The organism is Algoriphagus sp. AGSA1 (assembly GCF_021390545.1).
Taxonomy (GTDB): Bacteria; Bacteroidota; Bacteroidia; order Cytophagales; family Cyclobacteriaceae; genus Algoriphagus.
The window spans coordinates 40,227-65,836 of record NZ_JAJUWR010000013.1; the positions used below are offsets into that span (position 1 = coordinate 40,227).

21 protein-coding genes are annotated in these 25,610 nt (G+C 42.9%); 13 read left to right on the plus strand and 8 right to left on the minus strand.

All coding sequences use genetic code 11. The features are described 5' to 3' along the window. Positions 1-14: 14 nt before the first annotated feature. The 3 genes from LZF95_RS11800 (at position 15) to LZF95_RS11810 (ending at position 3,449) form a co-directional block, all read left to right on the plus strand. On the plus strand, positions 15-368 hold the full coding sequence (locus LZF95_RS11800; RefSeq protein ID WP_233755202.1) for a four helix bundle protein: 354 nt from the start codon (positions 15-17) through the stop codon (positions 366-368). Between the two features lie 41 nt (positions 369-409). After that, positions 410-1,585, plus strand: a complete 1,176-nt coding sequence (locus tag LZF95_RS11805) for an acetyl-CoA C-acyltransferase (protein WP_233755203.1) — start codon at positions 410-412, stop codon at positions 1,583-1,585. A gap of 76 nt (positions 1,586-1,661) precedes the next feature. Further along, positions 1,662-3,449, plus strand: coding sequence for an acyl-CoA dehydrogenase family protein (locus tag LZF95_RS11810; protein WP_233755204.1), 1,788 nt, complete (start codon positions 1,662-1,664; stop codon positions 3,447-3,449). A gap of 309 nt (positions 3,450-3,758) precedes the next feature. Here the strand turns inward: LZF95_RS11810 and LZF95_RS11815 are convergent, their stop codons facing one another. Further along, on the minus strand, positions 3,759-6,773 hold the full coding sequence (locus tag LZF95_RS11815) for an AsmA-like C-terminal region-containing protein (protein ID WP_233755205.1): 3,015 nt from the start codon (positions 6,771-6,773) through the stop codon (positions 3,759-3,761). 264 nt (positions 6,774-7,037) lie between these two features. Then, on the minus strand, positions 7,038-8,384 hold the full coding sequence (gene dgt / locus LZF95_RS11820) for a dGTP triphosphohydrolase (protein WP_233755317.1): 1,347 nt from the start codon (positions 8,382-8,384) through the stop codon (positions 7,038-7,040). 101 nt (positions 8,385-8,485) lie between these two features. Here dgt and LZF95_RS11825 point away from each other — a divergent pair, with 101 nt between their 5' ends. The 5 genes from LZF95_RS11825 (at position 8,486) to LZF95_RS11845 (ending at position 12,024) form a co-directional block, all read left to right on the plus strand. Then, positions 8,486-9,292: a DUF4382 domain-containing protein gene (locus tag LZF95_RS11825; RefSeq protein WP_233755206.1), complete on the plus strand. Its 807-nt coding sequence runs from the start codon at positions 8,486-8,488 to the stop codon at positions 9,290-9,292. A gap of 85 nt (positions 9,293-9,377) precedes the next feature. After that, positions 9,378-10,175, plus strand: coding sequence for a DUF4382 domain-containing protein (locus tag LZF95_RS11830; RefSeq protein ID WP_233755207.1), 798 nt, complete (start codon positions 9,378-9,380; stop codon positions 10,173-10,175). Beyond that, complete coding sequence (ribD, locus tag LZF95_RS11835) at positions 10,175-11,200, plus strand: bifunctional diaminohydroxyphosphoribosylaminopyrimidine deaminase/5-amino-6-(5-phosphoribosylamino)uracil reductase RibD (RefSeq protein ID WP_262912239.1); 1,026 nt, start codon at positions 10,175-10,177, stop codon at positions 11,198-11,200. The genes LZF95_RS11830 and ribD overlap by 1 nt, the downstream gene beginning before the upstream one ends. Next, on the plus strand, positions 11,193-11,675 hold the full coding sequence (locus tag LZF95_RS11840) for a GAF domain-containing protein (protein ID WP_233755209.1): 483 nt from the start codon (positions 11,193-11,195) through the stop codon (positions 11,673-11,675). The genes ribD and LZF95_RS11840 overlap by 8 nt, the downstream gene beginning before the upstream one ends. Before the next feature lie 46 nt (positions 11,676-11,721). After that, entirely contained in the window at positions 11,722-12,024 is a 303-nt protein-coding gene (locus LZF95_RS11845) for a GIY-YIG nuclease family protein (RefSeq protein ID WP_233755210.1), read from the plus strand. Positions 12,025-12,250: 226 nt separating this feature from the next. Here the strand turns inward: LZF95_RS11845 and LZF95_RS11850 are convergent, their stop codons facing one another. Then, the gene (locus tag LZF95_RS11850; protein WP_233755211.1) at positions 12,251-13,024 is read right to left on the minus strand and encodes an alpha/beta fold hydrolase; all 774 of its coding nucleotides are present in this window, start codon (positions 13,022-13,024) and stop codon (positions 12,251-12,253) included. A gap of 3 nt (positions 13,025-13,027) precedes the next feature. Next, positions 13,028-14,944, minus strand: coding sequence for a 1-deoxy-D-xylulose-5-phosphate synthase (gene dxs / locus LZF95_RS11855; protein WP_233755212.1), 1,917 nt, complete (start codon positions 14,942-14,944; stop codon positions 13,028-13,030). A gap of 182 nt (positions 14,945-15,126) precedes the next feature. Between dxs and LZF95_RS11860 the strand changes: the two genes are divergently transcribed. From LZF95_RS11860 to LZF95_RS11875, 4 genes are all read left to right on the plus strand, one after another. Then, on the plus strand, positions 15,127-15,876 hold the full coding sequence (locus LZF95_RS11860; RefSeq protein WP_233755213.1) for a ScpA family protein: 750 nt from the start codon (positions 15,127-15,129) through the stop codon (positions 15,874-15,876). A gap of 94 nt (positions 15,877-15,970) precedes the next feature. Beyond that, positions 15,971-17,035 carry a lysylphosphatidylglycerol synthase transmembrane domain-containing protein gene (locus LZF95_RS11865; RefSeq protein WP_233755214.1) on the plus strand — a complete coding sequence of 355 codons (1,065 nt, stop codon included), beginning with the start codon at positions 15,971-15,973 and terminating at the stop codon, positions 17,033-17,035. Between the two features lies 1 nt (position 17,036). Continuing rightward, on the plus strand, positions 17,037-19,499 hold the full coding sequence (locus tag LZF95_RS11870; protein WP_233755215.1) for a bifunctional UDP-N-acetylmuramoyl-tripeptide:D-alanyl-D-alanine ligase/alanine racemase: 2,463 nt from the start codon (positions 17,037-17,039) through the stop codon (positions 19,497-19,499). 37 nt (positions 19,500-19,536) lie between these two features. Beyond that, on the plus strand, positions 19,537-20,346 hold the full coding sequence (locus tag LZF95_RS11875; protein ID WP_233755216.1) for an ion transporter: 810 nt from the start codon (positions 19,537-19,539) through the stop codon (positions 20,344-20,346). Here the strand turns inward: LZF95_RS11875 and LZF95_RS11880 are convergent. The 3 genes from LZF95_RS11880 to LZF95_RS11890 form a co-directional block, all read right to left on the minus strand. Then, the gene (locus LZF95_RS11880; RefSeq protein WP_233755217.1) at positions 20,343-21,032 is read right to left on the minus strand and encodes a TrkA family potassium uptake protein; all 690 of its coding nucleotides are present in this window, start codon (positions 21,030-21,032) and stop codon (positions 20,343-20,345) included. The two genes, LZF95_RS11875 and LZF95_RS11880, sit on opposite strands and share 4 nt — an antisense overlap. A gap of 63 nt (positions 21,033-21,095) precedes the next feature. Then, the gene (locus tag LZF95_RS11885; protein WP_233755218.1) at positions 21,096-22,910 is read right to left on the minus strand and encodes a TrkH family potassium uptake protein; all 1,815 of its coding nucleotides are present in this window, start codon (positions 22,908-22,910) and stop codon (positions 21,096-21,098) included. Positions 22,911-22,940: 30 nt separating this feature from the next. After that, the gene (locus LZF95_RS11890) at positions 22,941-24,203 is read right to left on the minus strand and encodes a voltage-gated chloride channel family protein (RefSeq protein WP_233755219.1); all 1,263 of its coding nucleotides are present in this window, start codon (positions 24,201-24,203) and stop codon (positions 22,941-22,943) included. Between the two features lie 135 nt (positions 24,204-24,338). Between LZF95_RS11890 and LZF95_RS11895 the strand changes: the two genes are divergently transcribed. Then, a complete protein-coding gene (locus tag LZF95_RS11895; protein ID WP_233755220.1) occupies positions 24,339-25,229 on the plus strand; it encodes a TIGR01777 family oxidoreductase in 891 nt (296 codons plus the stop codon). Positions 25,230-25,242: 13 nt separating this feature from the next. On the opposite strand, the gene LZF95_RS11900 is transcribed toward LZF95_RS11895, so the two are convergent. Then, positions 25,243-25,416: a PLDc N-terminal domain-containing protein gene (locus tag LZF95_RS11900; protein WP_233755221.1), complete on the minus strand. Its 174-nt coding sequence runs from the start codon at positions 25,414-25,416 to the stop codon at positions 25,243-25,245. Positions 25,417-25,610: the final 194 nt, after the last annotated feature.

Below are 25,610 nucleotides of genomic sequence, written 5' to 3' on the forward strand. Positions count from 1 at the left end.
CTAAATCGATTGTCATGCATAATTTTAAGAATTTGAAGATTTGGCAAAAATCTGTAGATCTGGCAGTAAGAGTCTATAAGATTACCTCCGACTTCCCTTCCTCAGAAAAATTTGGAATGACTTCTCAAATGAGAAGAGCAGGAGTCTCAATTCCTTCAAATATTGCTGAAGGCACAGCTAAATCTTCTTCGAAATCTTTCTCCAATTCCCTTGAGATAAGTTTGGGAGAAAGTTATGAATTAGAAACTCAGATGGTAATTGCAGAAAGAGTTAGCTTAATATCAAGTGAATTGGCCAAGGAAATTGGATCTGATATTTCCGAAGTTCAACGAATGATTATTGGTTTCAAATCCACCTTAACTACTTAAAATTCTTGGTTCTATAATCTCGAATCTAAAAATCTAAAAAAATGGAAGCTTACATAATTAATGGATATAGATCGGCGGTAGGGAAAGCCAAAAAAGGTGGTTTTCGATTTTATCGACCGGATGACCTGGCAGCGGATGTGATCAAACATCTCGTGACAAATACCCCAGGCTTGGAAACCAAAATGGTTGATGACCTAATCGTAGGAAATGCTGTCCCGGAAGCGGAGCAAGGAATGCAGATGGGTAGAATGATTTCCCTATTGGCATTGGGAGTAGAAAATCCCGGTTTTATCGTGAACCGGTATTGCGGTTCCGGGATCGAGGCTATCGCTTTGGCAGTAGGAAAAGTAAAGGCTGGCATGGCAGATTGCATCATTGCCGGCGGCACAGAATCCATGTCTATGGTTCCTATGATGGGCTATAAAACTGTCCTAAACTATAAAATAGCCACGGAGGATCCTTCCTATTACCTGAGTATGGGATTGACTGCCGAGGAACTTGCGGGGGAATACAGCATCACACGGGAAGATTCAGATGCCTTTTCGGTAAAATCTCATGAGAAAGCAATTGAGGCGATCAAGTCAGGAAAATTCAAAGATGAAATCGTGCCTGTGGAAGTGGAAGAAACTTACTTGGACGAGAAAGGCAAAAAGAAAACCAGAAAGCAAATCATAAATACCGACGAAGGGCCTAGACCTGGGACGACCATGGAAGTATTGTCAGGTTTGAAACCAGTCTTTAAAAACAAAGGGCAGGTAACTGCCGGAAATTCTTCCCAAACTTCCGATGGAGCTGCTTTTGTAGTGGTGATGTCTGAGCGATTGATGAAGTCGCTAAGTCTTGATCCTATTGCGCGATTGATGTCCTATAGCGCAGCTGGGGTTGATCCTAGAATAATGGGAATAGGACCTAAAGAAGCTGTGCCAAAGGCGCTAAAGCAGGCCGGTCTTTCCTTGAACGACATAGATTTGATTGAGTTGAACGAAGCTTTTGCCGCGCAAAGCTTGGCAGTGATCAAAGCACTTGATCTCAATCCAGATATCGTCAATGTAAATGGAGGTGCAGTCGCACTAGGCCATCCGCTGGGATGTACTGGAGCCAAGCTGTCGGTGCAGATATTCAATGAGCTCCGTCGCCAAAACAAGAAATATGGAATGGTCACTGCCTGCGTGGGCGGGGGACAGGGTGTTGCTGGGGTGTATGAGCTTTTGAAATAATGCTGTATGCCTTGATTCTAAAGTTCGATTTGAAATCGAGCTAAGTCTTATGTCTAGCGTCTAAAATCTTAATAAAATGGCTACCAAATCAACCCAAGGAGGAGAATTCCTTATCAAAGAAACAAATGCTCAGGACATCTTTATTCCTGCAGAGTTTACTGAAGAACAAAGAATGATGGCCCAGGCCTGTCAGGATTTTATCGATACAGAGATCACACCTTATGCCCAGGAAATCGATAGCATGAAAGATCCGGAATTAGTCCCTAAGATTTTCAAAAAAGCAGGAGATCTGGGACTATTGGGAATCACTGTTCCCGAGGAATATGGAGGAATGGGCATGAGCTTCAATACCTCTATGCTTATTGCGGATATCATCGGGGCGGCGGGTTCTTTTTCTACTACTTATGGTGCGCATACTGGGATCGGCACGCTTCCCATCCTATACTATGGTACTGAGGAACAGAAGAAAAAATACCTTCCTAAGCTTGCCACAGGCGAATGGGCTGCATGTTATTGTCTTACTGAGCCTGATGCTGGTTCGGATGCGAATAGTGGCAAAACCAAAGCCACCCTTTCCGAAGATGGTAAAACCTACCTGATCAATGGACAAAAAATGTGGATTTCCAATGCGGGCTTTGCAGATGTGTTTATTGTTTTTGCCAAAATCGAAAATGATAAAAATCTTACGGCATTCATTGTGGAAAAGTCTTTTGGTGGGATCACCATGAATGAGGAAGAGAAGAAGATGGGCATCAAAGGATCGTCTACCCGCCAGGTATTTTTCAATGATTGTCCCGTACCCGTGGAAAATATGCTTTCTGACCGGCAGAATGGATTCAAAATCGCTGTAAATATCCTGAATATCGGAAGAGTGAAACTGGGAGCCGGTGTACTGGGAGGAGTAAGGACGGTGACTTCTAACGCCGTCAAATACTCCACAGAGAGGAAACAGTTTGGTGTCAGCATCAATTCTTTTGGTGCCATCAAATCCAAGCTGGCTGAGATGGCTACCAAGTCCTACGTGTCTGAAGCTCTTTGTTATCGAGCAGGTCAGGATATAGAAAACAAGATTAACGCATTGGAAGCAGATGGCATGGATCCATCTGAGGCCAAGTTGAAAGGTGTGGAAGCATTCGCCATAGAGTGTGCTATCGCAAAGGTGCAGTGCTCAGAAGTATTGGATTATGTGGTCGATCAGGGTGTGCAGATCTACGGGGGTATGGGTTACTCCGCTGATGCACCTATGGAACGTGCGTATCGTGATGCGAGGATTTCCAGAATCTATGAAGGCACAAATGAGATCAACCGTATGCTGATGGTAGGAATGCTTCTCAAGAGAGCCATGAAAGGAGAAATCAATATTTTTGATCCCGCTATGGCAGTTTCTAAAGAATTGACATCTGTCCCTTCTTTTGAATCTGTAGATACCTCTGAGCTTTTCGCTGCGGAGAAAGAAGTGCTGAAAAAGCTAAAGAAAGTATTTCTGATGGTGGGCGGCAAAGCTGCTATGTCCCTTCAGGATAAGATCGAGGACGAGCAGGAAATCATGATGAATCTGGCCGATGTGATGATAGAAATTTACGCGAGTGAGTCAGCCATACTCCGTACAGAGAAATTAGTATCCATGAAGGGGGAAGATGCCTGCAAGCACCAGATTGCCATGACACAGATTTACCTCTCAGAAGCGGTGGACAAAATCAATACTGCTGCCAAAGAGGCAATTGGGAGTTTTACCAAAGGGGATGAGCAGAAAGTAATGCTGATGGGATTGAAGCGGTTTACCAAATCGGAGCTTTACAATACCAAAGAGCTACGGAGACAGATCGCCGATTACATGATTGATCAGGGGAAATATCCTTTTTGATTGGTACCTATCTATTGGTTCGTTGTTTGGTAAGATCTAAAAATAATTAGTCTAAAATGGATTGAGACGAAGAGAAATCCCACTACCTTGACAGGAATCAGTTTCACCTTTCTCATCACACATCATGGCTAAGCAACCAGAAGGAAAACCAAAAAATGATAAGTCTCAGCCGACCAAAACGCTGAAGGAAAAACGAGCTGCAAAAGCTGCTAAAAAGGAAAGCAAAAAAAGAGATTAACCTAAAAGCAGGGGTCTTTGCCCCTGCTTTTTTTGATAATCTGAATAGGTAGTCTTTGCAAGTTTATTAGATCATTGATCTTTCTTTACAGAAGTACTGTCTGGTTTAGCTGTGGGAGTACTTTTAGGGAAAAACCCCTTCAGCATTTTTTTGGCTTCATCTACAGCTTTGTCCTTAGCCACATCCGCTTGTTTCTCCAGCTCCTTTTTAGTGCTGTCTTGAGCCATTGCAGATTTGTTTTTTAGCACTTGTTTCATACTATCCTGAGCAGCATTGAACTGTTCGGTGGCTTTGTTTTGAAGGCCTTCGGCCTCCCCGGACACTCTTGCCTTAAGTGCATTTGTCAGCAGAGATTCTATGCTGTTTCCTCCAGCAAGGGCTATTTTTGGAGAGTTATATGTTCCCGAGAGATTCAGCGCCAGTGGAATGCTGGTGTTTTCATCCGCAGCAGTTCCGGTAATTGAGGCGAGTAGAGAATTCGCTTGGCTACCAAATTTACCTGCAGGGATCTGCATGTTTACTAGGTAATTTATAGATCCGTCAAATCCCGCAGTTCCTTGCACTTTTGCCTGATAGTCCCAAAGTTTTACATCAAAAGGTTTCACATCCATTACACCATTGTCTATGCTGATAGGAATAGAAATATTCTTCAGTTGCAGGGAATTTGCGTCTTTTAGCTTAGTTAGACTGGTAATTCCTTCAAGGATCTTACTGTCTTTCAAGGCTGTTTCGGCTACTTTCAGTAAACCTTCTCCATTCAGACTAGAGAGCAAAGGCATCATATCCGCCCCTAGTTTTCCGGAGAAATTAAGATTGGAATTGAATTTACCGGTCAGATTCTGGGCTATCGGGGCAAAAGCCTTGATGGTATTGAAGCTTTTGAATGCTTCGGATATACTGAGTTCGGCAATATTCAATTTGAAATTGAACAATGGAGCTGTGATATCCCTTGGATCATAACTACCGTCCATGGCGATAGTTCCACCCATGGTCTTCATTGAGGCATTGGAAAAGCTCAGTACACCTTCTTTTAAGCTCATATTTCCCTTCACCTCTTTGAGGTCAAGATTGTCATACAATACCTTACTTGCAGCTACAGACATACTGAAATCTATATTTTTGGGAAGCTCAATCACTGACAGTTCGAAACTGGCTGTGTCCGAGGAAGTGCTTTCGCTCATCCATTCATTTACATTGAAGCTGTTGCTGGTAAGTGATAGTTGACCCTTAAGGATACCATTTTCTCCCAGGATATACTCCATATAGTTGGTAAGAGAGCCGGTCGCCTGAAGTGGGCTTGAGCCAAGTTTTGAATCAAACTCTGAAAGTTGGATGTTGGAGGGGTTGAAAGATGCTTTGGCAGTGCTGATCTCTACCTTTTGCGGTAAATCATCAGCTACATACCTGAAATTTTTCATTTCCAACTCACCTTGGGTTTCCAGTTGATTGTAATTCTTTGCTTCTACAGCGGCATAGGATCCCTTGGTGCTGATATCCGCATTTATCCTTCCCTCCATCTCCATCCCCTCCATTGGGAATATTGCCAGGATTTTCTTTAAATCTACGCCACCTTTGACCGTGCCTTCCCAAATCAATTTGTCGAAATCCCGGATTTTCATGTTTCCGTTGATTGCCTCACCTTCCAGCTCGAATCCAAACCGGCTAAGATCCACCAAGAAATCCATCATGCTCCCATTGGGATTTTGAACAGAAGCGTTCACGTTGAGTTTTTCTATAGGTGCAGGGTAATCAGCACTTTTCACATAGCCATTGGCCAGTAGAAGTTTTGCATTGAGGGCAGGAATGATACCAGCTGCGGAGTCATATCGTCCTTTTGCAGTCGCATCTACGTCCAGGTTTCCTTTCAGTTCAAGACCTTCAACCGGGAAAATCGAGGTAATCTCGTCCAGATTTAGTTTACCTTTTAGCGCAGCATCCATGGTGTAGCTCACCAAATCGGAGAGGTACAATTTCCCGGAAATCGGATTGCTGCCAAAATCTAGGTTAAAAGCAGGGATATTGACTGAAGTGTTATTGATGTTATCCGTTTCGTTTAATACTTGTAGATCCAGGTTTACATTTTGGACTGGTCTGGGCAAGTCGGGATATTGAAACATACCCTCGTCGATTTTCAAAGAAATATCAAAAGTCGGAGTTTTTTCTTCATTGTAGATTCCCTTGATTTTTCCATGAAAATCCATTGATCCTGAAGTTTTCAGGCTAGAAAAACTTTCGGTATATATTCCCGGTACCAAAGAAAGTATGCTTTTAAACTCGTTGTCTTTACCATCCATAGAAACATCCATCTCTATGTCTTCCCCCGGTATTGCTAAGTAGCCACTCAGGCCGAAAATGAAGTCATTCAACTGAAAATCCCCATCTCCTAGGGTAAACTTCATATTTTCCAGGTCAATATTCAGTAGCGTGTTACCCTTAAAAGTTTTATTGGAAAGGTAGTTTACGTTTTCGTAGGTGACATCTGCAATCAGGGCTTCGATTTCAATGGGGAGATCATATACATCAGCAGTAAATTCACCGGTTCCTTTGGCATTTATCCCCCCTAATGCCATAAAATAATTGAGCTGCCTATCGTCATACACAACATTCAGATTGCTTATTTCAATTTTATCCACGCCTATCTTGAAACTGCTTTCGGCGGTTTTTTCCTGCACTACTTCTTCAGAGGGATAAGTGATGTCATAGTTGGCTGTACCATCTTCCAATACTTTGATATAGAGGTCTCCTCCATTCAAATGCACTCCGGTCAATGTAGGATAATCATCAAAAAGAACTGATCTCAGATTGAAATCAACGGCAAGTTCCTGAAGGGACACAAGCGTGTCTCTTTCGAATGGTGCGTTTCCTACAATATCCAGATCCCTGATCCTTGCAGAGACGTTGGGAAATCTTCGAAAAAGGCTAAGGCTGATGTTATCAATATCATAAATCACCTTTGCGTTGACTGTCTCGGCGATTTCCCTGTCAATACGTGCGATGATTTTATCCTTAAAAATGAAAGGAACAGCAATAGCTGCCGCAAAGAGAAATACAATAATGCCAAGGATGATAAGAAGTGTCTTTTTCATCTATTTATTATTTTTTTCGTTTAAAGATTGTCAGTTGAAATCTCACAAATTATAATCATTACGGTGTGCGGTTTTTTAGTCATGCCTACCTACCGGAGTCTGTTCCTGTACATTTCAATCTACACTGTGCCAAGCTAATTCAACGTTCAGATTAAGTAATTAATATACAATCGATGGACTAGGGTAAATACGAGGTTCGATCCACAATAGGTTAATTGCCAACAACTTTTACGCCTGTACTTTTCACATTGTGATTGGAATAGCTCAGCTTCCAGGAAACGAGATTCCTTTGACTCTTCTGTAGAGATTTAGCGCATATTTGTCAGTCATACCAGAGATGAAATCCACCAAAGAACGGAGTAATGGATATGGGTTGACTTCTGCCCCCCAACCTTTCAAGGGAAAATCCTCCGGTAACAGCCTTAGGATGCTTCTATCCTGTCCGGAGAACTTCGAAGGGTCGTAGAACTGATGATACAGGGCTTTAGAAAACACTTCTAAGAGTCCTTCCAATACCTGAAAACCTGCGGCTTCCTTTTCCAAAACCACTTTGGAACGATAGATTTTTTCTACAGATAGATCCGCAATGGCTTTAAGGGCTTTTGCTGATGGGATAATATCAGTAAGGGCTTTGTCAAAGTTTCCTTTGCACATGCTTTCCTCGTATTGGGCAAATACCTCAACACATTCCCTGATTAATTCACCGATAGCCAGAGCTCTGAGGGCACCCAAATTTTGCGCTTCTGTACGAGGTTTTTTCAGCTTTTCCGGGTCAAACTTATCTTTTAGAATAGGTGCCAAAAGCTTCACTGTTTCCTCAAAACTCACCAGTCCAAGGGTACAACCATCTTCCAGATCTATTATACTGTAGCAAATATCGTCCGCTGCTTCTACCAAAAATGCCAAAGGATGTCTATACCAGCATTCTGGACTAGATTTTTCCATGCCCAGTATCGTTCCCATCTGTTCAAAGTCAGCCAGCTGGTTGATAAAAAAGCCGTATTTTTTTTGACTTCGGCGTGCGATATCCCGCTGTGCAATCATACTGGGACGTGGGTATTTTGTGAAAGCGGCCAAGGTCGCATAGGTCAATTTTAGGCCAAATTTTTTAGAAACCAACATCCGGAAACCTTGTGCATTTCCTTCGAAATTGCAAAGATCAGCCAGCTGTTCTGTTCGTACATGAGGTTCCCAGCATTTTCCCGAAGAATGAAATTTGAAAAAGTCGGAAATCGCCTCCTCTCCCGCATGCCCAAATGGAGGATTACCAATATCATGCGTCAACGAAGCAGCAGCCACGATAGCTCCGATCTCAAATGCGGTTATTCCGTTAGTGGTGAGTTGTGGGTATTTTTTCAACAAAAATTCCCCTGCAGACTTGCCTAGGGAGCGACCCACACTTGATACTTCCAGACTGTGGGTAAGCCGGGTATGGACAAACGCTTGCTCAGGAAGAGGAAAAACCTGGGTTTTATCCTGGAGGTTTCTAAAAGGGGCCGAAAAAATAATTCTATCATAATCGACCTCAAATTCACTTCTGACCACTTGTGTAGGTATAAATCCGGGTGTGTCTCCAAATCTGCCCCGGGCTAAAAGGTGTTCCCATTTCATCATGCCCAAAAATAAGAAGGATATCCACAAGGAGTGTGTTTTTTAGTGTCAAGTCTTGGCATGGTACTTGGATTTTCTAACCCATAATAAATAATTACCCTATGAAAAATTTAATTTCTCATCTCTTAATTTCTCTTTTGGCTATAGCCGGCATATCCTGCACCTCAGATGATGACAATCCGGCTGCCGGAGCAGCACGAGTGAATTTTTACTTGGTCGATGCACCAGCAAACTTTGATGAAGTCTGGGTGGAAGTATTAGCGGTGAGGATAAAGATGGATGACGATGTATCCGATGAGGATGAATCGGGATGGCTGGAAATCAACTATGATAATAGCCAGGCTTTAAACCTACTGGAACTCACCGGAGGTAACAGTGAGTTGCTGGGTACAGAAGATTTGCCTGCAGGCGAAATAGATCAACTGCGATTGATTCTCGGAGAGGACAATTACGTTATCCAAAACGGTGAGCGGTTTGAGCTAAAAACCCCAAGTGCTCAGCAGAGCGGATTGAAAATAAAAATCAACGAATACATTGAAGGAGGTATGTCCTATGATCTGGTGATTGATTTTGATGTAGCCAGATCTATTGTAACTGCGGGCAACTCTGGAAATATTATCTTAAAGCCTGTACTTAGAGCCTATATGGAAAAAGCGGCGGCTGGAATTAGCGGCCAAGTACTTCCTTTGGATGCACAACCTGTACAGGTAACGATTAGCAATGGGGAAAATCAATATAATACCTATGTAGATGAAAACGGCAATTATGTAATCAATGGAATGGATGATGGTACTTATTCAGTTACCTTTTCTCCAAATGATCAATATTTGCCCACTGTCATAGAAGGAGTTCAAGTAACGAACGGGGAAATTGTCACTTTAGATCCTGTGACACTTTCCAGTAAATAGAAAAAACCAACCGGCTTAGGCCGGTTTTTTTATGTCCTTTTGTCGGCGATTCAGTTTTTGCGAACTTTTGGACTAAATTTACCATGTGAAAAAACTGAGCTTTTATCCCCTTATTTGTTTATTTATAGTCCTATTTTCAGCTTGTGAGGATCCGGATTCCAACCCGAAGGCACTTTTAAACGTCCTTTTGGTAGATAGTCCTGCGCAATGGGATTCTGTTTTTGTAGAAATAGAGGGAGTGGACATTGATGTTCTGGTACAAGGAAGAGAGACCCAGGCACAGACATTCTATCTGGAATATAAATCCGGAAATAAAAGGATAAAAGTAAGTGAACTCGTCGGCGGAACTCAGCTGCTTTTAGGTAGAAATGAGCTTCCCATAGGTCAAATAACCAACGCAACGATAATACTAGGAGACAATCATTCCATGTTTATTGGTGAGAATAGGTATGACTTGGAGCTTTCGGGCTCAGATGATAACCGGGTTAGCCTGTCCACATCCATAACTTTGGAACAGGGTATATCCTATGATATTATATTGGACATAGATCTGGAGAGATCCATTGTACAAACATCCGAGTCTCCGCTGACTTATGGCTTTGATCCTAGCTTTAAGCTGGTAAAAGGGACAGGTTTGGTTGAATTAAATGGAAATCTGAAACCTACTTCTTTATATCCCGCTATTTATATGAGGAGTGAAAAAGATACTTTTTCTACCCATATTAATTCTACAGGCGAATATTCATTTAGGGTACCAAAGGACAACTATGTATTGTATTACAATCCTAAAAATGAGCGATATCAAGACACTACTTTTAGCTTGGATCTTACAGCAGTCCGTGATAGTAGCTTAAGGGATATTACTTTTAAAGTGAAACCTTGATGGCAAGCGATTCACTTTATATGCGGAGAGCACTAGAACTGGCGGAGCTTGGGCGGGGAAAGGTAAGCCCAAATCCCATGGTAGGTTGCGTGATTGTGCATCAGGATAAAATAATCGGTGAAGGATATCATCAGGAATATGGCAAAGCCCATGCTGAGGTAAATGCGGTTAATGCTGTGAAGGATCAAGAGCTACTTACCGAGGCTACGGTCTATGTGACACTCGAACCCTGTGCCCATTTTGGTAAAACCCCTCCCTGTGCCCATTTGCTGGTGGAGAAGAAAGTGAAAAAAGTTATAATCGCGGCTTTTGATACTAATCCCTTGGTAGGTGGAAAAGGGATCCAAATTCTAAAAGATGCTGGGGTAGAAGTCGAAATTGGCCTTCTGGAAGCGGAAGCTAAGATTCAGAACAAGCGGTTTTTTACACAAATAGAAAAAAAACGGCCTTACGTAATTCTGAAATGGGCTCAGACACTTGATGGATTTGTATCTAGAGAGGATTATTCTTCTAAGTGGATTACCAATGCATCGAGCAGGCAGCTAGTGCATAAGTGGCGGGCAGAAGAAGATGCGATTATGGTGGGTAAAAACACCGCCAAATATGATGATCCGGCACTGAATGTGAGGGATTGGGTAGGAAAAAACCCCCTTAGAATAGTCATAGACAGTAATCTGGAGTTGCCTAATTCATTAAAATTATTTGATGAGGCTGTTCCCACGCTCTGTTTTAATTCGCAGAAATCAGAAGTAAATGGTACACTGGAATATATAAAATTGAAGTCTGATTTTCAGGTTTCTGATATTTTAAAGGAACTGCAGCAGAGGAATATCCAAAGTGTGATTGTAGAAGGGGGAAGTTTTTTATTGAATAGGTTTTTGAAATCCGAACTTTGGGACGAGGCCCGGGTGTTCACGAGTAGAACCAAATTCGTCCATGGGATACCAGCACCTGTTGTACCTGTTCCAGTCTCTGAGACTATCGAGATCTTGGATGACACCTTAAGAATATATCATCATGTCTGAAACATTATATATACCTGGTTCAGGTACAAAAGCCGAAAAATACGAAGCTATACTACCTCAGATTGAGGCATTGATCACCGGAGAGCCTGACCTCTATGCAAATCTGGCGAATATATCCGCAGCATTGAAAGAGGCATTTGACTTCTTTTGGGTCGGGTTTTACCTGGTTAAAGAGAATCAGTTGGTGCTAGGGCCATTCCAAGGTCCGATTGCCTGCACTAGGATTTCCATGGGAAAGGGAGTCTGCGGTAAGGCGTGGCAGGACGGAAAAACGGTTCTGGTACCGGATGTTGATGCTTTTCCTGGTCATATTGCCTGTAGTTCGGCTTCTAAGTCAGAGATAGTAGTCCCAGTATTCAAAGGAGGGCTGGTAGCTATGGTGCTGGACGTGGATTCCGACCAGTTAGATGATTTCGATTCTGTGGACCAGGAATATTTGGAAAAGCTGATGGGTGTACTGGGTAAGCGGTTATAGTTTTATAAACTAAATTAGTTGGTGTGATTTAAATTGTAATTTTTCCATGAAAGCGTATATGTGCATATTGATTTGTGGTAATGGATCTTATTATACAGGCAACGCCAAAAATCCAGAATTAAGATTGCAAGAACACCAACCCCGCAAGGAATCTAATTTTACACGAAAGCATCTTCCTGTGAAGCAGGCATACTTTGAAGAGTTCGAGAGAATTGATGAAGCATTTGAAAGGGAAAAGCAGATTCAAAAATGGTCTCATGCAAAAAAAGAAGCGCTGATAAATAGAGACTTCCAAAAACTGAAGCAGCTTAACAAAGATGGTTCGACAAGCTCACCAATCGAGAGATGACGCCCCATTCCCAATGATTAATTCCCGGTGACCGAGCGAAGTCGAGGCTCCTAGTGCCTTGGGAAGATTGTTTTGTGAATCGTAGATCAAGGGAGTTCAAAAAAAATCAAATGAAGGGTAATTTGTAATTGATTTTTTACCTTTTCAACAGAATTCTTTCCAATATAAAATCACAGAATAGCTGGATTTATCTTTACAATGTTTCAAGCTCACATTCAGGTAAGCTTTAAGAATCAGTGATCTTCCCGCAAAACTCCCGCAATAGCTCAATGCACTTATTTTTTTGCTCGATCATTCCCAGATGTCCTACACCATTTAATTCGTGGTAGTGGGTAATTGCAGGTTTATGGGCTCGGCTTGCATCGATTTTTACCGCTCCATCCTCAGTGCCCGCTATCATTAGTTTGGGGCCGGTATAATCCCTAAGTACCTCAAAACGGTCTATGCGATCTCTCATGGCTTTGGTGTACGCCAGTAAGCCTTCCAGCGTGGATTGCTTAGCCTGTTCTATTGCCCGTGTGATTTCCTCCTGAAGTTCCTCCTGCTTTTGCTCAGGAATAAGTGGAGGCACGAAAGAAGTCACAAAAGTATCCACGCCATGTTTTTTCAAAAAAATCAGTGTGCGGTCTCTCATGCCCTTCTTTTCTTCATCATCCGCAAAAGCTGTGGAGTGGAAAAGCCCAACTCCTTTTAACTTCGCTCCCATCAATTCCAGTAAAGCCAAGGTCACATACCCTCCTAAAGAATGCCCGATGACAATGGGGTTTTGGATGTTTTGCTCTTCCATCCATTCTTTCAGTTGAACTGCAACGTCTTCTAGGCGATCGTTGGGAATTGATAGAGGAGACTGGCCACAGCCAGGAAGGTCTGGACAGAACACCGTAAATTCATCTGAGAGAGATACTGAAATATCCGACCACATTTCGCCGATCTCACAGAATCCGTGAATAAGAACCACAGGCTGACCAGTTCCTTTAGAAAAAAAATGGACGGAGGACATAATCTAAGTTGTTTTGATGACAGCGGCCATGCTCCTAACCGTGGAAGCTATCCCTTCTGGGTCAAAACCACAGTCTCTGTGAAGCTCGATCTGCTCCCCATGTTCTACTACTTCATCAGGGATGCCGAGACGCTTTACTTGGGCTTGATATCCATGGTCCATCATCCACTCGATCACTGCCGAGCCGAATCCGCCCATCAGGCAGCCGTCTTCAACTGTGACTACCTTCTTGAATTTGCCAAAAATCTCATGGAGCAGTTCCCCATCCAGAGGTTTCACAAAACGCATATCGTAATGTGCAGGATTGATGCCTTCTTTAGTAAGTTTCCCACAGGCTTCTACAGCGTAGTTACCGATGTGTCCAATAGATAGTATGGCAATTTCTTCTCCTTCTTTTACGATACGTCCTTGACCTAGGGGAATTTCTTCAAATGGGGTTTTCCATTCCGGCATCACGCCTTTTCCTCTTGGATATCTGATGGAATAAGGGCCGTTATGGATTGATGCTGAATACATCATATTCCTTAGCTCTTCTTCATTCATAGGTGCCGATACGACCAGATTGGGAATACACCTGAAGAATGCGATATCGTATGCGCCATGGTGCGTAGGTCCATCCGCACCCGCAAATCCAGCTCTATCCAGACAAAATACCACCGGCAGGTTCTGCAAGCATACGTCGTGCAATACCTGATCATATGCCCGCTGCATGAATGTGGAATAGATATTACAGAAAGGGACTAATCCTTGGGTAGCCAGGCCTGCTGAAAAAGTAACCGCATGTTGCTCAGCGATTCCTACATCAAAAGCCCTATCTGGCATGGCTTTCATCATGATATTCATGGACGATCCAGAAGGCATGGCAGGAGTCACCCCCATAATTCTATCATCAAGTTCTGCCAGTTCCACTAAGGTATGTCCAAAAACATCCTGATACTTAGGTGCCTGAGGTGTACTGGGAGTCGTCTTATAAATTTCGCCGGTTACCTTGTCAAATGTCCCGGGGGCGTGCCAGGTAGTTTGGTTCCCTTTTTCTGCGGGAGCGTAGCCTTTGCCCTTCATGGTCACACAATGCAGGATTTTAGGGCCGGGTATATCTTTAAGATCCTTGAGTATTTCAGCCAAGTGATTGACATCATGCCCATCCACCGGGCCGAAATAGCGGAGGTTTAGTGATTCAAATAGATTACTTTGATTGAGGAGAGCTGATTTAATACCACCTTCTACCTTGGATATGACATCTTGGGCGCTAGTTCCGAATTTGCTCAGCTTTCCCAGTATTTTCCAAATCTCATCCTTGGCCTTATTATAGGTCTTGGAAGTAGTGATATCTGTAAGATAATCTTTGAGTGCACCGACGTTAGGATCGATGGCCATGCAGTTGTCATTCAGAATGATCAGCAAATTGGTATCGCTTACTCCTGCATGGTTCATGGCTTCGAATGCCATACCCCCGGTCATGGATCCATCACCTATGACAGCGACATGCTGCTTGGCTGAGAGGCCTTTGTATTGGGAAGCCACCGCCATGCCCAAGGCAGCCGATATAGAGGTGCTGGAGTGTCCCACGCCAAATGTATCGTATATGCTTTCTTTTCTTTTTGGGAAACCTGAAAGCCCTCCATAGAGGCGGTTCGTGTGGAAGCGCTCTCTTCTTCCGGTGAGTATTTTATGGCCATAAGCCTGATGGCCTACATCCCAAACCAGTTGATCTTCGGGAGTGTTAAGTACATAGTGAAGTGCGACTGTAAGCTCTACTACACCCAGGCTGGCACTGAAGTGACCTCCATATACGGAGACATTATCGATGATAAACTGCCTTAGTTCATCACAGATCTGAACCAGTCTATCCTTAGGAAACTTCTTCAGATCTGCTGGACTATTTATTTGGGCTAATAATTCTCCTGGTTGAATGAGCATTTTAGAGCGATGATGTGTGCAAAGAGGTATAACAACAACTATGCTTCTTTGTTTCTATAAATCTTACATTTTCTGAGCAAGAGCATATTGCTCTTTCTCCTGCCAGTTCCAATTAATTTAGCGTAATTGAATATCTTTGGCTACTACTAAGTTGCAAAATTAACCAATAATTTAAATATCCTTTGAGTTTCGAAATCAAATTACCGCTCTTCGAAGGTCCCTTTGACCTGATGCTCTTCTTTATAGAGCGGGATGAGCTGGATATTTATGATATACCTATTTCCAAGATTACCAATGACTTCTTGGATTATGTGCATCAGATGGAGCAGATGGAAATGGAGGTGGCCAGTGATTTTATCCTCTTTGCAGCCACTCTGATGAAAATCAAATCCAGAATGCTTTTGCCCAGGCCCGAGCTGAATGAAGAAGGAGAGGAAATAGATCCCCGGGAAGAATTGATCAGGAATCTACTGGAATACAAAAAGTACAAATCAGTGATCCAAGAGCTGTCGGCTATGGAAGAGGAAGAATTATCAAAGCAAAAGCGGGGAAACATAGCTGCGGAACTAAAAGCTTTGAGTAAAGTAGATGATGTAGATGCTGAGATGCAGGATATGGATCTGTACAAGTTGCTGAAGGTGTTCCAACGGACCATGGCCAAAATGGCCTCGCGCGTGGATGAAACCAAACATACAGTGATCCAGTATCCATATACTATCGCCCAGCAAAAAGACTTCGTACTGGAGAAGATCAGCTTTAAGAAAAAAGTACCATTCGCTGAGTTTATCAGCTACAAACCCGATAAGATTTTTGTGATTTATACCTTTTTGGCTATTCTGGAATTATTGCAACTTTCCCAGGTGACCATCGTCCTAGGAGATGGTTTCAATAATTTCTGGGTGGAAAAGATTGAGCCAATAGCTGCTGTCTAGCGTATGAAATCGAGCATGTCTAAGGCGGTATATAGAGTGATGGTTATCGGTCTTGCGAGATTCCATGTGGCCATAAAAAATCAATTGTAAACACATGAAATTGGATAACAAAAAGATTTTCCAAACTCTCAATCCGAATAAGATTTGGGTGCCAGTCATCATTGGATTGGGGATTGTTTTTGCCATGTTTTACTTTGATCCCTCAGTCACGAGATCTTCGCTACGTGGGGTTTTTGATGCATCCATGCCTTGGATATTTTTGGCTATCACTGTTATTCTGTTTAGGGATGCGGGCTATGTGTATAGAATCCGGGAAATCACAGACCGTCAACTTACTTGGAAACGGGCAATTTATGTAATTATCCTTTGGGAATTTGCCTCAGCGGTAACCCCATCGGTAGTAGGAGGAACTGCGGTTGCGATTTTTATACTGAATAAGGAAGGTCTCAAACTAGGCAGAGCCATTGCTTACGTGATGGTGACCGCTATTTTGGACAATTTGTTCTTTGTGATCGGTGCGCCGGTTATTCTTTTTTTTGCCAAGGGGAATATATTTCCGGTAAGTAAAGTCCTGGAGAGCCAATTGGGTAAAAGCCTGGAAGCCATTTTCTGGGTTAGTTACTCATTGTACGCTGCATATAGCTTGATTATGGCGCTGGCTTTATTCTTCAGACCTAGGGTTTTCAAGTGGCTGCTGATCAAGTTATTCTCTATCAGATGGCTTCGCAAGTGGAAACATGACGCACAAGAATATGGTAATCAGATCATAGAAGCTTCCAGGGAGCTGACGGGTAAGAAAGCAGGCTATTGGATACCGATAATTTTGGCCACGATCTTTATTTGGAGTTCCAGATATCTGATGCTCAATGCACTGATATCGGCTTTTGTTCCATTGGATATATATGAGCATGTGATCATTTTCGCCAGACAGGTAATTATGTGGATTGTGATGATGATCTCCCCTACTCCGGGCAGCAGTGGCACTGCGGAGTTTTTCTTTGGACAGTTTTTTACCGAATTTCTGGGTAACTATACCTTTGTCACCAGTATTTTATGGAGGCTGTTCAGCTATTACCCGTACCTGATTCTAGGAGCTATTTTTCTTCCAAGGTGGATTAGGCAGGTGTTTTTTAGGAAAAAGACAAAAGACGCAGAGTAAGATGTTTCAGGAAATCAATCAAAATACCATTGCTAGTATTCTGAAAGGAAGTATAGTAAGAGAAAACAGTGATGTTCACATTTCCCAGATTGCCATAGATTCCAGGGCAATTCTCCACCCAGAAAAAACACTGTTTGTAGCACTGCGAGGGGCTAAAGCTGATGGTGCTGATTATATCCCGGAGCTCGTAAAATCAGGCGTAAAAACATTTCTGGTCCACCAGGATTTTGATGAACGGGCGATACCTGAGGGCTGCTTTATAAAAGTTCCCGATACCAGAAGAGCCTTGCAGATTTTGGCCAAATTTCAGCGGTCTCTTTTCCGAAACCCGATAATAGGGATTACCGGGAGTAATGGAAAAACCATTGTAAAAGAGTGGCTGGGACAGATTTTGGGAAAGCAATATGCTGTGGCCAAGAGCCCTAAAAGCTATAATTCCCAAGTAGGGGTACCTCTTTCCATTTTTGGAATTGAGGCCTATCATCAACTGGCGATATTAGAAGCAGGAGTCTCCAAATCTGGTGAAATGCAAGCTCTGGAAGAGATGATCAAGCCTGATCTGGGAGTGTTCACCAATCTGGGAACAGCCCATCAAGAGGGGTTTGAAAGCCCCGAGTCCAAGCTGAAAGAGAAGCTTTCCTTGTTTTCGGAGTCCAAGTTCCTGGTTTATTGTAAAGACCAAACACAGGTCTCTGTTTGTATAGAAAGGCTATTTCCTTCGGAAAAGCTAGTGGGATGGTCCGATCGCTCAGGTGCGGAATTTACCAGGTCTGTAAAGGTTAATGAGATGGGTGCGCGTATTATTTTGATCAAATCTGATCTTAGTACGCATACTTTCCAGGTTCCCTTTGCGGATGTCGCATCTTTGGAGAATATTACCCATGTGATTGTAGCAGCTATGACTTTGGGGCTAAATGCGGCTTCTATACAAGAGGGGATTTCTGATTTGAGGTCGATAGATATGCGTCTTACATTGAAGCCGGGTGTCAATAATTCCCTTTTGATTGATGATACTTACAACAACGACCTGGCTGGATTAAAAGTGGCGTTGGATTTTATGCAGCAGCAGAGACCCAAAAGGCGTAGGATCTTAATCTTGTCCGATTTGCTGCAGCAGGGTTCGGCTGAAAAGATATATGAAGAAGTAGCGCATCTGATCAAGAAGTATCAATTTGACATCATAATAGGTGTAGGAAGCGAGATTTTTTATCTGGGAAAAATATTTCCTCAGATTTTTAAAGGTTTTGGATCCACAGAAGACTTGTTGGAAAGTATATATCCGGGGGATTTTGCCAATGATATGATCCTGATCACCGGTGCCAGGGTGTTTGGCTTTGAGGAGGTAGTAAACCGTCTTCAGCAGCGGATACATGGGACTACACTGGAGATCAACCTTAATGCCATTACCCATAATTACAACTTCTACAAGAAGTTGATTTCCCCCAAGACCAAAGTAATGGTGATGGTTAAGGCCTTTGCCTATGGCGGAGGAGCTTCGGAAATTGCCAATCTGGCGCAGACGATGGGGGCAGATTATCTTGGGGTAGCTTTTTCTGATGAAGGGATTGCGTTGAGAAAGGAGGGCATTACCCTACCTATCATGGTGTTAAACCCCATGGAAGAATCTTTTGGGCTTTGCGGCGAATATGATTTGGAACCGGTGGTGTTCAGCCTTGAGTTTTTCCAGAGTTTGGCGAACTGGTGTACCTCGCACCACAAGCAAATGAAAATCCATCTTGATCTGGATACCGGCATGCATAGATTGGGTTTTGAAAAAAAACATATAGCAGAGCTGAACCATTTGGTTACGGCAAATCCACAATTACGTATAGCATCTATCTATACTCACTTGGTAGGTGCTGATGAGGATATCCACCGTGATTTCTCTATTTTTCAACTTGAAAAATTTGAAGAAATGAAAGAGGAAATCCTGAAAAATATTTCCTATAAACCCATTATTCATGCGTTGAATTCAGCGGGGATTGTGGCTTTTCCGGAATGGCAGTTTGATATGGTTCGGCTGGGGATCGGACTTTACGGCGTGGAGCTTACGGGGCGCCATCATTCTTCACTCCGTACAATCAGCACACTCAAAACTACCGTGTCCCAGGTGAAGGAACTGGAGGCGGGTGAAACAATAGGATATTCCCGAAAAGGCAAATTGGAGCATGGGGGGAAAATCGCCACCCTGGCTATAGGCTATGCGGATGGATATGACCGTCGTTTCGGAAATGGGGTAGGGTATGTTTTGATCCATGGACAGAAGGCACCGCTCGTAGGAAACGTATGTATGGATATGTGCATGGTGGATGTCACAGGCCTGGACGTGAAGCCTGGAGATGTGGCAATTATTTATGGAGAAAATATATCTCTTAAGGAACTGGCGCTATTGATAGGAACGATACCCTATGAATTGCATACGAATATCAGTACACGGGTGAAACGTGTCTATTATCTGGATTAGAGTTGGTATTGACTGGTAAATTTCTCTAAATTCCCTTATGATAATCACTAAAAAGCGATTAGCACATATTGTTTTTGAGTCAGATGACTGGGCGTCCAAGACATTTGATATTGTGCTGCTGTTCCTGATTTTTGGGAGTATCCTGGTGGCAATCTTGGATTCTGTAGCCAGTTTGCATAGACAGTACGGAGAAGTGTTTCTATTGTTGGAATGGTTGTTTACTATTCTTTTTACCATAGAATATGCCTTAAGGATATGGCTTTCACGAAAGCCACGGGGATATATATTCAGCTTCTTCGGAATGGTCGATCTGCTGGCGATTTTACCGGCTTATTTGAGTATTCTCATAGTGAATTCCCAGCTGCTTACAGTCATCAGGGCCTTGAGACTATTGCGGGTGATCCGGATTTTAAAACTTGGGAGGTACGTGGCAGAGGCGGAACATCTCACCAAGTCTCTTCGGGCGAGCTCTCACAAGATTATGATATTCATAGGGTTTGTGCTCACTATAGTTCTGATCATGGGTACCTTGATGTTCATCATTGAAGGTCCTGAGCATGGATTCGACAGTATTCCTATGGGGATGTATTGGGCTATTGTGACTTTGACCACAGTAGGGTTTGGAGATATTACCCCACAGACCACAATAGGTCAATTTGTGGCCTCGCTGATCATGCTGCTCGGCTATGCTATTATTGCCGTTCCCACAGGGATAGTTTCTTCAGAGATGGCGGCAGAGAAACGAAGGATGGAGAAAAGAAAAAAGGTTTCCTGCCCTGTCTGCAAGCATACCGGACTGGATGAATGGGATGAGTATTGTAAATTCTGTGGCCACAAGCTGAACTAGTCTCCAAGTGTCAGGAACTGCTGGATGTTCTTTATTTTCCCGAATAGCAGAAGAATATCTTCATTTTCAAATTTATATTCAGGGGTTACCACACCTATTACCTCCTTGTGAGGGGTATTGATTCCCAACAGATTTTTCTTTTGTTGGATTTTGATGATGGTGAGAATATTGAGGTAGAATTCCTTGCGGATATCTGCATCTGCCACCGTCAATCCTATATATCTTGAGGGGACTTTTACTTCCACGATATTATATTCTTCAGATATCTCCAAGGAATCCAATACCCCTTTCATTTCGAGACGCTTAGCTAGTCGATCTGCCGTTTCCTCTTCCGGATGGATGATTTCGTCCACACCAATGGCTTGAATGACGGTTTCGTGCAGTTCATTGATGGCACGGGCAATTATGCGCTTGGCCTTTAGCTGCTTGAATATAGCGGTACTCATGATCGAAGCCCCAATATGTTCCCCTATGGCTATGATCACAACATCTGTGTCTTTCAGGGGTAAATTCTTCACTGCGGCCTGATCAGTTGCATCCATTACTATGGAGTGGGTGATGCCATCCTTTATCATCTCTATCCTGCTTGCATTAGCATCTATTCCTATCACCTCATGCCCGAGATTTGTCAATCGCTTAGCCAGATAGCCGCCGAAGTTTCCTATACCTACTATTATATATTTCATTTTTTATGTGTTATGAATTACTCATTTGGGATTTTGTCCAAAAGCTATCATAGAGTATTTCAGCTAAGTAATAAAGACAGTTTCTTCAGGATATTTGTAACGCAATTCACCGATTTTCCTGACAATTGCAATTAGAATAGTCAGTGATCCCACCCTACCAATCAGCATGATCGCCATCAAGACTAGTTTGCTTCCTATACTTAACTGGGAGGTAATCCCTAAAGAAAGGCCAACTGTCGAAAAAGCACTGAAAACTTCAAAAGCCACATCCATTAAAGCAAGCTCTGGATTAAAAATCATCAGTAGAAATACCCCAAGCCCTATTACTAGCACAGAGAGCGAAATTACCGCAAAGGCTTTTTTAAGCGTTTCATTCGTCAGTTGCCTTCTGAAAACCTCAACTCTGCTTTTACCGGAAGCAATACTGAATGTATTGAGCATGGCCACTGCAAACGTACTGGTTTTCAATCCGCCACCTGTAGATCCCGGAGAGGCACCTATCCACATCAGTAATAGGTAGATCAGTATCGTAGGAACAGTCAGTTCCCTCATATCTACCGTATTGAAGCCTGCCGTTCTAGGTGTCACAGCTCCAAAAACAGTGGTGACAAATTTTCCGTAGGGACTGAGCCCTTTTAACGTGGCCTCCTGCTCGAAGATAGCATAGACAACCATGCCGACTATCAGCAGAATTCCTGTAGTATAGACTACTAGCCGGGTGTTGACGCTGGAAACCCTGGGACTATGTCGATATTTCTCCATACCAAGGATATGTTTGGTGCCTCCCACAATCACATGCTTCAGGTAGGCATAGTAGTTAAGTACCACAGGAAAACCGATTCCACCTAGCACAATAGCCAAAGCTATAGCTAGATGCATAGTATAAGCATCTCTAAAGCCCTCTTCATATAGTCCATTGCTAAGTGTGGAAAAACCTGCATTGCAAAAAGCCGAGATAGCATGGAATAATGAAAAGAAGAAATGATCCCCTATACCGCTAAATTGTGAAGAATCGGTAAACTTATAAACCATATAGGTACACACTCCTTCCACTAAAACCGTAAAAGAGATAATCTTGAAGAGTGTTTTGTATATCTCATTAACATTGTTTTCGTTGATGTAATCCCTGATAAACAGGCGGTTTTCTATTGAATAACTTCCTTTGAAAAAGAAGCCGAAAAAGCTGGTAAACACCATGATTCCCAATCCACCGATTTGAAACAATATCATGATTACTACCTGGCCAAAAAAGCTAAAATCCTTTGCTGTGTCCAGAACAATCAGCCCGGTGACACAAACTGCCGAAGTGGAAGTAAATAGTGCGTCTATGAAGCTAATGCTGCCCGTACTTGCTTCAGGGAGGCTAAGTAGCCCGGCTCCAACCACTATCAGTAAAACAAAAGAAAGAATAAATACCAGGGGAGGACTGAGTTTCAGTTCATTTACAGTGAGACTAAACTTGCTGAGCTCTATGAAAAAGAGAATAATCACTAAACCGTTAATGAGATGGTATTGTCCTGTGAATTCCAGGATAAGCTGTGTAGTCTCATCTCCGAACACGTTCCAGCGTATCAAGGCTGTGCATAGCAATACCAAAGAAAGGAACAATTCGAGCAACACCCGAGCAGGAATGAAGGATTTTTCCAGCAGAAATATTTTTACCAGGTAGCCTGCCCCCATTAACATAAGGGAGGTGGTAAAGAGCGTAGAGGTTACCACCTGTTCTTGGGGATCTATTGAGTAACCTAAATGAAAAAGAAGGATTCCAAAAGCTAGAAAGCTACTTATCCGCACTGTTATTTCCTGAATCTTCACCACCTTCTTTAGGAAAAGAATATTTCGATCAGGGTTGGAAAAAAAATTAAGCTTAAAATTCATGCTTAAGAAATGACATTCGGTAAATATCCCTCATTTTTTTGAATGCTTATTTTTTCCCAAGGTAAATATCCCTTCTGCGGGGTACAAATCAAATTTCCTGTCAAGGTTCTGCGAAGAATAAATACTTGATCTGCCACTGAATAAATAGGCTACCAAGCAGGCAATGCCTAAGAAAATCCCACTTTCGTAGCTAAACAACTCCATTCCCATGACGGTACATGCTAATGGAGTATTGGTCGCTCCCGAAAAAACCCCTACAAACCCCATTCCTGCCAAAAGTGCCAGTGGCAAAGGAATCCATGATGAAAGGGCATTGCCCAAAGTCGCTCCGGTGAAAAACAGTGGAGTGACTTCTCCTCCTTTGAACCCTGCTCCCAAAGTAAAACCTGTCAGTCCTGTTTTGGCCAGCCAATCATACCAGGGCAGTGGTGTCTCGAATGCTTCTACTATCCGGGGAACACCCAGCCCAATATAGGTAGTGCTGTCCGAAATATATACAAATGCAGCTATCAACAGTCCGCCTATGACCGGACGAAGTGGAGGGTAGGAGACGTATTTCGAAAACTGATGAGTAAAGAAATGAGTGCATTGGGCAAATAATCTCCCGGAAAACCCAAAAGCAATCCCTGCCGGGATGACCCAAAGTAAGTTTTCAAAAGTATGTGGAGGTACGAGATCCATAAAATAATGTGTATGGCCAACGCCAAAAAGAGACGAGCAAAACCAATTGGCAACAAATGCAGTCCAAAACGCTGGAAACCACGATTTCCAGCGGAATTTTCGGTGAAGCATCCATTCTAATGCAAAAATTGCCCCTGCTAACGGAGTACCGAAAACTGAAGCAAATCCTCCGGCTACACCAGCGATAAGAATGATCCTTCTATCCTCGGGATTTAAGTGAAAATATTTCGTTAACTGATCGGCTAGGGAACCGCCCATTTGGACAGCAGTGCCTTCACGACCTGCGGAACCACCGAACAAGTGGGTGATAATCGTCCCTAAAAGTACCAAGGGAGTCATTCGTAGCGGAATTGGCTTTTCTGTTTTATAGAGCTCATCCAGTAAAAGGTTGTTCCCTTTTACGGAATTTTCTCCATAGCGATAGTAAGTCCAGCCTATCAGAAATCCTGCTAAAGGCAGGAAAGCAATGATCCAAACATGGTTTTCACGGTAATCTGTGGCCCAGCTTAAGGAAATAAGAAAAATGGCAGATGCGACACCCGAAAGTGCTCCTACTATAAGCCCTAATAGAACCCACCGTAGTAAATACCGAATTATAGATACACTATTCAAACTAGCTTTTACAATAAGTTATGCCAAATTAGGTATAGATATTGGATTTAATAAAGTAATATAAACCCTTTATCACTTGGAAAGTGTCAACATAATTAGAGGTATTCGGGTTATCTTCATATAAATCACCCAACTATGAAAAATATTCTTATTTCCGGAGGTTCTGGTCTAATCGGCCACAAAATTACCCAGTTGCTGGAACTCAAAGGATATACAGTGGCCTGGCTAAGCCGTTCTCCCCAAAAGCAAAAGTCATTTCTCTGGGAAGTGGAAGAGCAGACTATAGATCCTTCGGCCGTGGAATGGTCAGATGCCATCATTCATCTTGCCGGTGCAGGAGTGGCTGATAAGCGATGGACTGAAGGTCGCAAGAAGCTCATTTTGAACTCGCGGGTGGAGAGTACCCGATTGCTGTATGATGCCATAGAGAAAACCATTGATAAGCCCAATGCTATCATCTCGGCTTCCGCTGTGGGGTTTTATGGATTCGATACTGGTACCTCTTTGATGGATGAAAACCATGTTCCGGGCTCTGATTTTTTGGCGCAGGTAGTCGTAGCCTGGGAAAATGAAGTGAGGAAAATGGAGGCCTTGCACCTCCGCACCGTGATGCTCCGAATCGGGATTGTGCTTGATTCAGAAGGTGGTGCGCTTGGCGAGATGATGAAGCCACCGATTGCCGCACCCTTAGGAAATGGAGATCAGTGGATGAGTTGGATAACTATCGAAGACCTGGCAAGAATGTTTGTGTTTGCGCTGGAGAAAACTACCCTGCAGGGGGTTTTCAATGCCGTAGGGCCAAATCCTGCTACCAATCAGCAATTGACCCAAGCAGCTGCAAAGGAGAAGGGAAAGCCGTATGTAGGGATCGGGGTGCCGGGTTTTTTATTGCGGATTGTTTTGGGAGAAATGGCAGCTATGGTCTTGGGAGGGAATCGCGTATCTTCACAGAAGATCCAAAAAGCAGGCTTTGAATACGAATGTCCTGATTTGATCCCAGCACTGAAGCATATTTATCATAAATAATTTAATTTTTACGTTAAATCCTCTTCCCTCTACCGATCACAAACCAAAGCACGGTACCCAGCAAAGGTACCAGCACCACGATGATCACCCAGATCAGCTTATCGTTGTCATTCGCAAAATTGCTGGTGATCACGTCATAAATCGTAAAGGCATATATTGCCAAGCCTATAATTCCAAGTCCGAACATAGTGTGAGGGATAAGTGTTTTTAGTGCTATTTGTCAAAATCAAATATAGGGTAGGTTCAATTCCATGGTATGGAATTTGCCAAATGAGAAAACTTTCACTAGATGGGGTCAAATCCATCTGTTTTCTTCAGTTATTTTAACCATTGAACCAAAATAGCTTTTTTTTTAGAACCAAAATATGAATTTCGCTAAAA

Excerpts from the sequence above, each read along its gene's own strand:
- dgt (WP_233755317.1), bottom strand. The coding sequence starts at position 8,384 with ATGAAATGGGAACACCTTTTAGCCCGGGGCAGATTTGGAGACACACCC.
- LZF95_RS11900 (WP_233755221.1), bottom strand. The coding sequence starts at position 25,416 with ATGTTCGGACTTGGAATTATAGGCTTGGCAATATATGCCTTTACGATT.
- LZF95_RS11825 (WP_233755206.1), top strand. The coding sequence starts at position 8,486 with ATGAAAAATTTAATTTCTCATCTCTTAATTTCTCTTTTGGCTATAGCC.
- LZF95_RS11845 (WP_233755210.1), top strand. The coding sequence starts at position 11,722 with ATGAAAGCGTATATGTGCATATTGATTTGTGGTAATGGATCTTATTAT.
- LZF95_RS11850 (WP_233755211.1), bottom strand. The coding sequence starts at position 13,024 with ATGTCCTCCGTCCATTTTTTTTCTAAAGGAACTGGTCAGCCTGTGGTT.
- LZF95_RS11885 (WP_233755218.1), bottom strand. The coding sequence starts at position 22,910 with ATGAATTTTAAGCTTAATTTTTTTTCCAACCCTGATCGAAATATTCTT.
- LZF95_RS11805 (WP_233755203.1), top strand. The coding sequence starts at position 410 with ATGGAAGCTTACATAATTAATGGATATAGATCGGCGGTAGGGAAAGCC.
- LZF95_RS11865 (WP_233755214.1), top strand. The coding sequence starts at position 15,971 with ATGAAATTGGATAACAAAAAGATTTTCCAAACTCTCAATCCGAATAAG.
- LZF95_RS11875 (WP_233755216.1), top strand. The coding sequence starts at position 19,537 with ATGATAATCACTAAAAAGCGATTAGCACATATTGTTTTTGAGTCAGAT.
- LZF95_RS11810 (WP_233755204.1), top strand. The coding sequence starts at position 1,662 with ATGGCTACCAAATCAACCCAAGGAGGAGAATTCCTTATCAAAGAAACA.
- LZF95_RS11870 (WP_233755215.1), top strand. The coding sequence starts at position 17,037 with ATGTTTCAGGAAATCAATCAAAATACCATTGCTAGTATTCTGAAAGGA.
- ribD (WP_262912239.1), top strand. The coding sequence starts at position 10,175 with ATGGCAAGCGATTCACTTTATATGCGGAGAGCACTAGAACTGGCGGAG.
- LZF95_RS11840 (WP_233755209.1), top strand. The coding sequence starts at position 11,193 with ATGTCTGAAACATTATATATACCTGGTTCAGGTACAAAAGCCGAAAAA.
- dxs (WP_233755212.1), bottom strand. The coding sequence starts at position 14,944 with ATGCTCATTCAACCAGGAGAATTATTAGCCCAAATAAATAGTCCAGCA.
- LZF95_RS11815 (WP_233755205.1), bottom strand. The coding sequence starts at position 6,773 with ATGAAAAAGACACTTCTTATCATCCTTGGCATTATTGTATTTCTCTTT.
- LZF95_RS11880 (WP_233755217.1), bottom strand. The coding sequence starts at position 21,032 with ATGAAATATATAATAGTAGGTATAGGAAACTTCGGCGGCTATCTGGCT.
- LZF95_RS11895 (WP_233755220.1), top strand. The coding sequence starts at position 24,339 with ATGAAAAATATTCTTATTTCCGGAGGTTCTGGTCTAATCGGCCACAAA.
- LZF95_RS11800 (WP_233755202.1), top strand. The coding sequence starts at position 15 with ATGCATAATTTTAAGAATTTGAAGATTTGGCAAAAATCTGTAGATCTG.